The sequence below is a fragment of the Pseudoalteromonas sp. Angola-4 genome (genome assembly GCF_028599265.1).
Classification (GTDB): domain Bacteria; phylum Pseudomonadota; class Gammaproteobacteria; order Enterobacterales; family Alteromonadaceae; genus Pseudoalteromonas; species Pseudoalteromonas atlantica.
This window is the reverse complement of record NZ_JAQREK010000013.1, coordinates 1-11,589: the sequence shown is the minus strand read 5'-3', so window position 1 is coordinate 11,589 and position 11,589 is coordinate 1. Positions and strand designations below refer to the sequence as shown.

Below are 11,589 nucleotides of genomic sequence, written 5' to 3'. Positions count from 1 at the left end.
TACTCAGTGAGCAAACTAGCCCAAAAAAGTGGTTTAGTGTGGCTTTGGTTAAGTCTATTACTGCTTGTAATAGACTTTGCCACTAAAACACTTGTTGTAAATACCATGGCTTATCAAGAGTCGATTAATTTACTGCCTGTTTTTAGTATTACCTACGTACATAACTATGGAGCGGCCTACAGCTTTTTAAGTGAAGCGGGTGGCTGGCAACGTTGGTTTTTAAGTTTTATTGCCATTGCTATTAGTGCGCTATTAGTGTGGTGGTTAAAGCGTTTACCAGCGACAAATAAAATATTATGTAGTGCTTATGCGTTAGTGCTTGCTGGCGCTATTGGTAATTTACATGACCGTGTTGCTTATGGTTATGTAATTGACTTTATACATGTGTTTTATAAAAACTCGCATTTTCCAGTATTTAATATTGCCGACTGTGCAATTTGTATTGGTGCCGCATTATTATTATTTGATGCCTTTACAGGCGAAAGTCCGAAGGAGCATAAAGCATGAGCCAAGCTGTAATTGGTGAAAACTCAGAGGTTATTTTTCACTTTTCTATTAAACTAGAAGATGGCTCTGCCGCAGACTCAACCAAGGTGCATAATAAACCAGCCAAGTTAACGATGGGTGATGGCAGCTTAACGGCTAATTTTGAAAAGTGCTTACTAGGTTTAAGTGCAGGCGAAAGCAAAACGTTTGAGTTAGAACCAGAAGACGCCTTTGGCCAACCTAATCCAGATAATATTTACTATGTAGAACGCAGTAAATTTGGTGCAGAAACGCCAGCTAAAGTCGGCGCAATTATTGCCTTTACTCAGCCTGATGGTACTGAGCTGCCAGGACTGGTACGCGAAGTACAAGGTGAGTCGGTTACTATAGATTTTAATCATCCGTTAGCAGGTCAACGTTTAACGTTTGAAGTAGATATTATTGAGGTGCAAGGCTAATGGATATTTTATTAGCGAACCCGCGAGGCTTTTGTGCAGGGGTAGACCGTGCAATTAGCATAGTAGAGCGCGCTTTAGATATTTTTGAAAAGCCAATTTACGTACGCCACGAGGTCGTTCATAACCGCTACGTAGTAGATGGTTTAAAAAACCGTGGTGCTGTATTTGTTGAAGAGCTAGACCAAGTACCTGATGACAGCATTGTTATTTTTAGCGCCCACGGTGTATCGCAAGCGGTACGCTCAGAAGCTAAGCGCCGCGATTTAAAAGTATTTGATGCAACATGTCCATTAGTTACTAAAGTGCATATGGAAGTAACGCGTGCGAGCCGTAAAGGTATTGAGTGTATTTTAATTGGTCACCATGGACACCCAGAAGTTGAGGGTACTATGGGGCAGTATGACAATAACGACGGTGGTATTTACCTTGTAGAAACCGCAGAAGATGTTGCCAAACTTAACGTTAAAAATGCTGATAACCTATTTTATTGTAGCCAAACAACGCTTTCGGTAGATGACACTGCAGATGTAATTGATGCGCTGCGCGAAAAATTCCCAGCAATTGATGGCCCGCGCAAAGATGACATTTGCTATGCGACACAAAATCGTCAAGATGCTGTGCGTGATTTAGCAGACAAGGTAGATGTGCTATTAGTTGTGGGGGCAAAAAACAGCTCTAACTCTAACCGTTTACGTGAACTTGCAGATAAAATGGGCACAACCGCTTATTTAATCGATGATGCAACAAATGTTGAAGCACAGTGGTTTGGTGAAACTAACGCTGTGGGAGTAACTGCGGGGGCTTCTGCGCCAGAAGTGCTGGTACAACAAGTTATTGCACGCTTAAAAGAGCTAGGCGGCAAGCAGGTAGTTGAAAACCCAGGTGAAGAAGAGAATATCGTATTTGCCGTTCCTGTTGAGCTGCGTTAATCTATATAAATTAATTATTTAGATTACAAGGAGAGCCGTTATGAGCAAGTTGCCGCAAGGTGAAACATTGCTTTTTTCGGCTCTTTTTAATGAGCGCGGGGTACTTGCCACGCTTATTGTTACCCAAGTTGTAGCTACCATCTTAGCGTTTGCTCCTTTTGTTGAAGGGGATAGCTGGCAAAGCCTTGGCGTAATTAGTTTATTTTCTCATATGACCGTTTTGGTCAGTATTTCTGCTTTATACTCTTTTCGGGGGGGTTTACAAAAAAAGCCGCAAACCACCCAACTTTTTGCTTTTTTTATTTCCTTTTTAGTCAGTACCGCTTTATTTAGTGTGCTGTGTGCCCGCTATTTTTTAGATATTACAAATAATGAAACGAGTTTTTATTTTGTATTACGAAACTGCTTAATTGTTTTTTTGATCACGGCTTTATTTGTACAGTTTTTACTGATTTATTTTGAAAAAGAGCAGCAAACAAAAGCGCTCGCGCGCGCGGAGCTTGATGCTTTGCAAGCCAGAATTCGTCCTCATTTTTTGTACAATAGCCTTAATACCGCCGCCGAGCTAACACATCATGATGCCGATGCTGCAGAGCAAGCAATACTTGCGCTTGCGGCGCTGTCGCAAGCGGCTATGCGCTCGGGGCAGCGCGTTTCTCTCGAAGATGAGCTGACCTTGTCAAAACAGTATGTTGCGCTGGAAACATGGCGCTTTGGCAGTCGTTTAAAGCTTAATTGGCAAGTGCCTGCTGATTTACCAGATATTAGTATTCCGTGCTTAACCCTTCAGCCGTTAATAGAAAATGCGGTGTGTCATGGGGTAGAGCCCAGTGAAACAGGGGCCGTTATTAGTGTAGAGCTACACGTCACAACAGGGTATTTAACATTGATTGTTTCTAACCCTATCACTCATAATGAGGCGTTAAAAAGACCAAATAACGGCATGGCACTTGAAAATATTCGCCAGCGATTGTTTATATATTACAAAGAAAAAGCACAACTAACGATCACACAAAAAGAGGATGTATTTAGAGTGAAAGTGGTGATCCCTAAGCAGTTTGAGAACCCCCAATGAATGTTGTAATTATTGATGATGAACCGCTAGCTCGCGCTAGAATAAAGCGGCTACTGCAGCACAACGAGCATATTTTAGTTAAAGGCGAAGGTGATAACGGCGCGCAGGGGCTTGCCATTATCAAGCAGGTTCATCCCGATTTGGTTTTTTTAGACATAGATATGCCGGGTATTAATGGCCTAGAAGTAGCACAGCAACTAAATACGCTGAGCGTGCCACCGGCAATAGTATTCGTAACGGCTTACCCCGAGCATGCACTTGATGCGCTACAGCTCAGTGCCGCAGGATACTTAGTAAAACCCGTTACTGAACAGGCATTAAATAAAGTGTTAGCGCAAGTAGGGCGTTTAAATAAAGCGCATATGCAAAAGCAGCAATCTACAAAAATTAGTTATCAGCTTGGTGGCACAATAAAAAGTATTGAACTTGATCAAGTGTATTACTTTATTGCCCAAGAAAAATACACCAATATGGTATTTAAAGAGGGCGAGGCCCTAATTGAACAAAGCTTAAAACAACTTGAGCAACGCTTCCCAACGCAATTATTACGTATTCACAGAAACACGCTCATAAACAAACAAAAGCTTGTTGCCTTGCATACTCAAAGCCCTGGTGTACATAGCGTAGAACTAGCCGGATGTAAGGAGCAATTAAGCGTAAGTAGGCGAGAGCTAAAAACAGTAAAAAATGCGCTAAGTTAGAGCCTGTTATGTTTTAGGTTGAATTTTTAGTAGGTTGCTTGGCTTTTTAAGTAAGGCAGAGGCCGCTATTGAGCCCACTAAATTAGCAGCATTGCGCTGGAGTTTAATCACTTCTAGATAGAGTAATTTTAATCATCAATTAGCTCAATTGGCTTGATGCTGTTAACCGTTTATCAACAAATTTAACCGCTTGTCCTAGTATATATTGCATCTACATTTTCAATGCATAAACTTATAATCAGATAAAATTTATTTGGTTTTTACTATGCATTCACCTCACAAAAAACCTCAAAAAGGCTTTACCTTAATTGAAGTGCTGATTGCGTTTATTATTTTAAGCTTTGGCTTATTAGGCGCTGTTGCACTGCAAGCAAAAGCTAAGCAGGCAAGCTTTGACTCTATGCAGCGCGCAGCCGCGGTGGCGTTAGGAAATGATATTATTCAGCGCATTAGAGCAAATGATACCGCACAGCTAGTTGCTTTATATACGCAAACTTTTACCAGTAAAACATCAACGTCTACCTCTACGGCTTGTTTTAGTGGGTCATGCACTGCAGCGCAAGTTGCAGCCCTTGATTTACAGCAATGGAAACGCGCCATTCGTGCACGCGAAAACACCGGCTCTCTCGATGATGCCACTGTATGTATAAACCCTACGGCTGCAGCAGGTACGGGTGGGCGTGGGTTCAATATTGAAGTAATAGTGTCTTGGCAAGGCCGCCAAGAGTTTAATGCCAATGATGAAACCAAAGCGCTTAAATGCGGTACTGACGATAAAAAACGCCGTTTGGTTGCATTAAATAGCTATATATACCTAAGGAGCTAACATGAGAGATAAAGGTTTTACACTAATAGAAATGATGATTTCATTATTTATTGGTGGGCTTATTTTAGGTGGGGTGATGTTTACCTATATTGGCATGAAAGTAACCACAAAAGACACAATGACAATAGGCGAGTTACAAGAGTCAGGCCGCTTAGCCATTAATATTATGCAGCGTGATATAGAGCAGGTGGGCTTTTGGGGAACTTATTATGATGATTCGTTTACTGCAGCAAACACACAAACGTTAGCTAACCCTGGTGGTGATTGCTTCGAAGGGCTTAATAACGGCAGCTTTCCAGATTTAGCATCTTCTAGCAATTTCAGAACTATTTATGCAAAAGAAGCCAGTTCAACAAGTGAGCTTAACTGTATAAGTAAGCCAATTGCAGGGACTGACATTTTACAAATCAAGTTTTTACAAGGTGAGCAGCTCACGGTAGATGGCGCCACTAACGAAACACAAGCGGATGAAAACTATTTTATAGCTGAGCAAGAAAGCGCAGAATTTACCCGAGGCGTTGTAGCTGCGGGTAGTTTAAACGTTAATGCCACGGTGTGGCCTTATAGCCATCATGTTTATTACCTCGCAGAGCAAACTTATACGGTAAATAATAAAAGCCTTACAGTACCAGCATTAATGCGTAAACGCTTAAATGGCGCCAACATGAAGGCCGAAACCATAATGGAGGGCGTTGAAAACATGCGCTTTGTATTTGGTTTAGATACAGACAGTGATAGCCGTGTTGATTCGTACCGAAGCATTGAGGACATGCAGCACTCTGACTGGGAAAACCGCAAAAGTATTCTAACAGTGCAGGTTTTTTTATTAGTTAGAGCATTGCAACCAGATCCGGGCCTTAAAATAAAAAATCAAACATATATTTTAGGTGAAGATGAAGACTCCCGAGAGCTTACTTTTACCGATACTTACAGAAGAACAGTATTTACCACCACCATTCGTTTAAATAACGTGGGAGCAAATTTATGGCGTATCTAAGTAAACACGCAAATAAACAACAAGGTGTTGTGCTTATTACAGCCCTTATTATGGTTATTGCTGTAACGGGAATTGCCGTTACACTAATGAGCAGCAGTAGTGTAGATATAAAAATTACCAATGCAGCTCAAGAGCGAGAAGTCGCTGAAAATGAGCTTATTGGAGAAGTACAGCGAATGATTTCTGATGAGGCAAGCAAAGGTGCTGCTAATCAGTTTTTTTTAACGCCAGATGAAGTATCAACTCATGCAGGCGCAGATGATGAAGGGATGGTAATAGCCACGCACGACGATATGCAAAGCAAAATGGTAAACCTAAATCAGGGGGCGCTTGATTTAGAATGCCCACGCCGATTTAATTTTACTGCCGGTATATCGTGTAACATGTTGCAAGTTTCTACCACTATTCAATATGGCTCTAAAGCAAAGCACGAACTTACAATTGTAACAGGTGTAGCTCAAGAAATGGCCAGTATAAGTAAGGGGATTTAGAATGAAATTTAATCTTAATAAGCCATTGGTCTCTTTACTTGGTTTAGCACTGAGCGCCTCAGTAGTTGCTGAAGATATAGAGCTTTATGTAAATCATGATTTAGATTTAGATGAGAAACCAAGGGTTTTACTCATATTTGATACATCAGGCAGTATGGCGTTTTCATCCTCTAATGGTAATAGTTGTGGCTTTAGCAACCAAACTGGTTACTACTTATGTGCAGATAGTCGCCTTGCGGCAGCACAATTTGCAATGACAAAAGTGGTATCAGATAACGAAGACTCTATTGATTTTGGTTTGATGCGATTTAAAAGTGATTCTGAGGGCGGCTATGTTGTGAATGGTGTAGGCAGTGATGCTGCAGTAGTGCGCAGCTCCATCGCAGCTCTCCCAGCCAATGGTGGCACACCACTGACAGAGACACTTTGGGAAGCATATTTATATATTACTGGGCAGAAGCTTGAATATGGTGAAGACGCTTCAACTGTAGAGCGTGATACAAATGTAGAGTTACGTACAGGTAGCCAATGGACAGATGTTGAGTGTGATTGGGTTTGGAATCGCCGTCGAGGTTGGGTGTATGAATGTGAAAATATAGTGAGAGATAATTACGAGTATACTTATATATCGCCCTTTGCAGACAGTGAAGCTGAAGCGGCTCGTTGCGATAATTCAATCAACATTATTTATATGACTGATGGCGATCCGTCAAACGATAACGGCAGCGATAGTGATATTAGTGATGAACACGAAAAGTACTTTGGAGAGCCATTAAACTGGAATACCGATAGTTATTACAGTAACTACTTACACCAAATGGCTAAAATTATTCATGGTACAAGTGATGTTACCGTTGATTTATATCCTGCCACTGCCGATATCCACGAAACAGGGCGCTTATACACTATAGGCTTTGGTTCAGGCATGAGTGCAAGCGGGCAAGAACTGTTAAGACGTGCTGCCTTATTGGGTGGCGGTGAAAACTTACCAGCAAGCACCCCAGATGAGCTTTCTAACTCGCTCAATAGTGCTATTTCTCGTATTCGTGAAGTAAACGATAGCTTCTCTTCGCCTTCGGTAGCAAGTAACAACGTAGACCAAACACGTAGTCGTGATGCCATTTACTTTGCCATGTTTTACCCAGAAACAAACACCCGGTGGGGTGGGAATTTAAAAAAATTAAAAGTATCAGGCAGTGAAATAGTTGACTCTGCAGATAATACAGCGCTTGATTCTGATGGTTTAATCGACACCGATGCTAAAACATTTTGGTTGCCAGATGGCCAGTCTGCCGATGGTAACTTAGTTGCACAAGGGGGTGTAAACTATCATTTAGCTACACTCACGGGGACTCCAGCTGAAGACAGGCGCAACCTCTATACAGATAAGCAAGGCGATATAGTTGAGTTTACTACTAATATTGTGAGCGATATTTTAGATTTAGTCACCAATAACCCGATTAGCCTAGCTAGTTCAGATATAAAATGGGCAATGGGGATAGATGTTGACGATGAAGACAACGATGGCTCAAACACCGATCAACGCAGCGATATTTTTGGCGACCCTTTACATTCTAAGCCAGTGGCAATCGACTATGGCAATGACGACATACGTATATTGATTGGTACTAATGCCGGCTTTTTACATATGTTTAAAGACGATGATACCAATAACCAAGTGAGCGAAAGCTGGGCGTTCATTCCCTCTGATCTTTACGATATAATTCAGCCTTTACGCAATGAAGACACCGGTAAACTCTACGGGATGGACGGCCCAATCAGTGTTTACTTTAGTGATAAAAGCTTAAATGACGAAGGCATTAACGATGGTATTGTTGATGCAAGCGATGGTGATGACGTGTGGGCATTTGCAGGTATGCGCCGTGGTGGAAAAAACTATTACGCCTTTGATATTACTAACCCCGATCAGCCTAAAAAACTATGGGATAACCCTATAGAAGGCGGTACTGGCGATTTTAAAGAGCTAGCTCAAACGTGGTCAAAACCCCAAATAGCGTATATAAAAGCATTTGGCGATAAGCCATTACTCGTTTTTGGTGCAGGGTACGATACAAATAAAGATGCCGTGGTTAGAAGTGAAGACTCTGTTGGTCGCGGTATTTATATAGTAGAAGCTGAAACAGGTAAAAAAGTGTGGGCTTTAACGCCAAACGAAAATGGATTTAAAGGTAAGCACTCGATTGCAGCAAATGTTTCTACGCTTGATTCAGATTACGATGGTTACATTGACAGAATTTATGCTGCCGATACCGGGGGCGATATTTGGCGTATAGACATGCCAGGCACAAGCACCAGTAATTTTACGCACTTTAAACTTGCAGAGCTAGGTAGCAGTTTAGCAAGCCAAGACCGTCGCTTTTTTTACCAGCCGTTAGTGGCACGTACACTTTATAGCAAAGTAAGTGAAACAACGATTAATGGTGAAACAGTGATTACACGTTTAGATACGCCGTATGACGCTATTGTAATAGGCAGCGGAAATCGCTCAAAACCAACAGGTACAAATGAAGACGATCAGCTGTTTATGATAAGAGATGAAAATACAGTAACTCAGTCATTCACTAGCGCCCCTACAGCGATTAAACCAGCAGATTTAATGCTAATGAACAGCGACCCGTTTGGTAATGCACTTGATGATGTAGATGAGTTTGTTGATTTAGAAGTCGATTTAGCTAAATTTAAAGGCTGGCGCTATGAATTAGGCACCGGTGAAAAATCTTTAGCAGCAGCCACAGTGGTGGGCGGTGTCGCTTACTATACAAGCTTTACTCCATCATCAGAAACCTCTACAGAGAACCAATGTTCGTTAAGTGGCGGTGGCGGCTCGTTGTATGCGTTCCATTTACATTATGGCACCAAGGTATATGACGACTTAAAGTTTACCACTAGCTATGATGTACCTGATACACCACAATTGTACTTTGGTGAAGGCCCTTCTTGTGCCGATGGAAATGGCGACGGCTTTTGTGATGATAACCCAACCATTGAAGTGACCGAAGAAAGCCAGTTTTACCTAATTGGGCCGGGAATAAAAGGCGAAGATGCACAAAACCCAATGAAACCAGTAGAAATAATGGGCCCAGGCTTAACGGTTGTAGATGGTACCGTACAATTAGTGAATGACGATGATAGTGTAGGGTTTGGCTTTAAAACCCAACAAACCTATATTTATAAACGTGAAGAAAATGATGAAATTGATGATTAAGGAATATTAATGAATAAACAAGCACGCGGATTCACGTTGATAGAGTTAATGATAGCCGTAGCTATTGTAGGTATTCTAGCCTCAATAGCACTGCCTAATTATACTGAGTATGTAAAACGCTCTTCTCGAGCCGAGGCCGCAGCGGCGCTTTTAGACGCTGCAAACAAACAAGAGCAGTACTTCGTAGATAATCGTGAGTACACAGAGACATTCTCAGACTTAGGTATACAAGAGACCACAGAAAATGGCCATTTTGAGCTGTCGATTGATGTGGATGATGACGATAATACGTTTACAATTACTGCAAAACCTATTGCGGGTGCTGTAAAAGGCGACGGTGACTGCACGCAAATTACAATTACTGACACAGGCTATAAAGGCGCAAAAGGCAGTAAAGGTAATTCAGATGTTGAGTATTGCTGGGGACGTTAACTTAATCGGGTTAACTAGTCGCTCTGACATTTGTCGGTTGATTTAATTCGTATACGGCCTGTTTGACTGACAGATAAAGCCAGCCCCTCAAGGTTGGCTTTATCTTTATTTGGGCAATATATAAATGTTCCATTTTGAAAACCATTTAAAGAGCCATCGGGCCGAAAGGTAATTGCACTTCGGGGGTATTGCATAGAATCTGCATCATGGATTTTTTCAAATGTGCTTATTAATAAGTCGTCGGTGTCTAATGACGTAGACTTGTCGTTATCAATAAACAGCGACATTTGCCCATCCCACTCATCTTTAGTGCATTGATTATCTTTTAAAGCACACAAAGTAACATAAGTGCCATTTTCAATGGCGTAAAGGCGGCCATAATTAATGTTTCTGTGCAGCAAACTTACATGATTATCGGCTCGGTTTTTCGCTAAAAAGTCAGGAAAAACCGATAGAGAAATTTGGCTAACAATACTCACAATAGCAATAGATGCCATTAATTCTAAAAGCGTATAGCCAGCCTGAGTTTGGGTAGATAACCTCATCCCTGAAGCCCTGAGTCAAAAAATGTATTAGCTCAGTGTAGTAAATGATAAAAATATGACAACTTAAATTGTATGTTTTTTAACCGCATTTAAGTGCGCTGTCACCGGCATAAAAAGCAGTACCTGATTGAGATAAAGTAAGCGCTTTATTATTTTCAGTGCCACCATTGGGGCAAAAAACAAAGTCACCTGGGTTTGTGGTAATTCGTCCACTGGTATTAAAACGCAAGCGACGCTCATTTCCTGTAAAGGTTAACTTGTCGTTATCTGATATTTCTTCCATGACTCTAAGCAGTGTATCGGAAGCGCCATTATAGTGCCCATCGTTATCTACATCGATAAATACAACTATAATTTTATTCTCATCCCACTTTTTGTTGCAGTTGAAAGTGTCTCTGCTGTTTTTAATCTTACCTTGGCCAGTAGGGCACAAAACAACAATTTCATCTGTACTGGCAGCTTGTGAGCGAGCAAAGCTAATATTGCGCTTTAGTTCAAGCAAGAAGTTCTCAGCGCGGTTTTCTTCAAGCATATCGCTACTGTCCCAAAGAGCTATAGAGGCGATAATACCGACTATGGCTACTGCCACCATGAGCTCTAATAAAGTTAAACCGGTTTGGAATTTTTTCATATTATTTATACCTACTACATTTGTTATTATTATAGCTAGTTGAGAAAGATTTATAATTCAGACTTATAAGTAATTATACCACGCTTGGTTGTTTTATCATCGAATTCAATTGCTTTGTTTGCTATGAACTCCATGATTGTCTAAAATCGAGGCAACTAAAGCTTTAATAAGTAGTGAGCATGAAAAAAATAGAAGCAATCATCAAACCGTTTAAGTTAGACGACGTACGCGAAGCCCTATCAGATGTAGGTATTACGGGTATGACTGTAAGTGAAGTAAAAGGTTTTGGTCGTCAAAAAGGTCACACAGAACTTTACCGTGGCGCTGAGTACATGGTGGATTTTTTACCTAAGGTAAAACTTGATATTGTGCTAACCGATGAAGATGTTGAACGCGCTATAGAAGTAATAGTAAAAACAGCGCAAACAGGAAAAATTGGTGATGGTAAAATATTTGTCACAGATGTTGAGCGTGTAGTACGTATACGCACCGCAGAAGAAGACGAAGAAGCGATTTAATTATAGTAATAAGCGCATAAATAAAAAGGCTGCAAATAATGTTATTTGCAGCCTTTTTTTGTAAATACTATTTAATACCAATCAGCAATAATAATTAAGTATTTTAAGGGGCTAAGCCTCACACTAAGTGCGTTAAAACCGCTTGTTAAGAGAGCGTTCAGAATTCTGTGTCAGCCTAAGTTGCTAAATATCTAGCACACCATCTAACCTACCTTCGAAGTGGATGGCCAATTGCGACAATGTCAGATTCCAATTATGGATTGGCATTGTCCAT

General features: G+C 41.0%; 13 protein-coding genes. 11 read left to right on the top strand and 2 right to left on the bottom strand.

The window, feature by feature from the left end; genetic code table 11:
* The first annotated feature begins 6 nt into the window (after positions 1-6).
* The 10 genes from lspA to PSH48_RS14430 all read left to right on the top strand — a co-directional run bounded on the left by lspA (position 7) and on the right by PSH48_RS14430 (position 9,621).
* Positions 7-507, top strand: coding sequence for a signal peptidase II (gene lspA / locus PSH48_RS14475; protein WP_138579988.1), 501 nt, complete (start codon positions 7-9; stop codon positions 505-507).
* Positions 504-944, top strand: coding sequence for an FKBP-type peptidyl-prolyl cis-trans isomerase (gene fkpB, locus PSH48_RS14470; RefSeq protein WP_004588360.1), 441 nt, complete (start codon positions 504-506; stop codon positions 942-944). The genes lspA and fkpB overlap by 4 nt, the downstream gene beginning before the upstream one ends.
* On the top strand, positions 944-1,873 hold the full coding sequence (ispH, locus tag PSH48_RS14465; RefSeq protein ID WP_029774112.1) for a 4-hydroxy-3-methylbut-2-enyl diphosphate reductase: 930 nt from the start codon (positions 944-946) through the stop codon (positions 1,871-1,873). The genes fkpB and ispH overlap by 1 nt, the downstream gene beginning before the upstream one ends.
* A gap of 40 nt (positions 1,874-1,913) precedes the next feature.
* A complete protein-coding gene (locus PSH48_RS14460) occupies positions 1,914-2,948 on the top strand; it encodes a sensor histidine kinase (protein ID WP_138579989.1) in 1,035 nt (344 codons plus the stop codon).
* Positions 2,945-3,649 carry a LytR/AlgR family response regulator transcription factor gene (locus PSH48_RS14455; RefSeq protein ID WP_138579990.1) on the top strand — a complete coding sequence of 235 codons (705 nt, stop codon included), beginning with the start codon at positions 2,945-2,947 and terminating at the stop codon, positions 3,647-3,649. The genes PSH48_RS14460 and PSH48_RS14455 overlap by 4 nt, the downstream gene beginning before the upstream one ends.
* Before the next feature lie 265 nt (positions 3,650-3,914).
* The gene (gene pilV / locus PSH48_RS14450; RefSeq protein WP_024032271.1) at positions 3,915-4,475 is read left to right on the top strand and encodes a type IV pilus modification protein PilV; all 561 of its coding nucleotides are present in this window, start codon (positions 3,915-3,917) and stop codon (positions 4,473-4,475) included.
* A 1-nt stretch (position 4,476) separates the two neighbouring features.
* Complete coding sequence (locus tag PSH48_RS14445; RefSeq protein ID WP_138579991.1) at positions 4,477-5,472, top strand: PilW family protein; 996 nt, start codon at positions 4,477-4,479, stop codon at positions 5,470-5,472.
* Positions 5,460-5,963: a hypothetical protein gene (locus PSH48_RS14440; RefSeq protein ID WP_029774108.1), complete on the top strand. Its 504-nt coding sequence runs from the start codon at positions 5,460-5,462 to the stop codon at positions 5,961-5,963. Before PSH48_RS14445 ends, PSH48_RS14440 begins: the two co-directional genes overlap by 13 nt.
* Before the next feature lies 1 nt (position 5,964).
* Positions 5,965-9,189 carry a PilC/PilY family type IV pilus protein gene (locus tag PSH48_RS14435; RefSeq protein ID WP_138579992.1) on the top strand — a complete coding sequence of 1,075 codons (3,225 nt, stop codon included), beginning with the start codon at positions 5,965-5,967 and terminating at the stop codon, positions 9,187-9,189.
* Positions 9,190-9,198: 9 nt separating this feature from the next.
* A complete protein-coding gene (locus PSH48_RS14430) occupies positions 9,199-9,621 on the top strand; it encodes a type IV pilin protein (protein WP_024032268.1) in 423 nt (140 codons plus the stop codon).
* A 14-nt stretch (positions 9,622-9,635) separates the two neighbouring features.
* Here PSH48_RS14430 and PSH48_RS14425 read toward each other — a convergent pair whose 3' ends face one another.
* Together PSH48_RS14425 and PSH48_RS14420 are read right to left on the bottom strand one after the other, a co-directional pair.
* Positions 9,636-10,166 carry a GspH/FimT family pseudopilin gene (locus PSH48_RS14425; RefSeq protein ID WP_096041389.1) on the bottom strand — a complete coding sequence of 177 codons (531 nt, stop codon included), beginning with the start codon at positions 10,164-10,166 and terminating at the stop codon, positions 9,636-9,638.
* 79 nt (positions 10,167-10,245) lie between these two features.
* Positions 10,246-10,797: a GspH/FimT family pseudopilin gene (locus tag PSH48_RS14420; protein WP_029774106.1), complete on the bottom strand. Its 552-nt coding sequence runs from the start codon at positions 10,795-10,797 to the stop codon at positions 10,246-10,248.
* A 179-nt stretch (positions 10,798-10,976) separates the two neighbouring features.
* Here PSH48_RS14420 and PSH48_RS14415 point away from each other — a divergent pair, with 179 nt between their 5' ends.
* Positions 10,977-11,315 (top strand): P-II family nitrogen regulator, encoded by a 339-nt coding sequence (locus tag PSH48_RS14415; RefSeq protein WP_004588371.1) that lies wholly within the window; start codon positions 10,977-10,979, stop codon positions 11,313-11,315.
* Positions 11,316-11,589 lie beyond the last annotated feature (274 nt).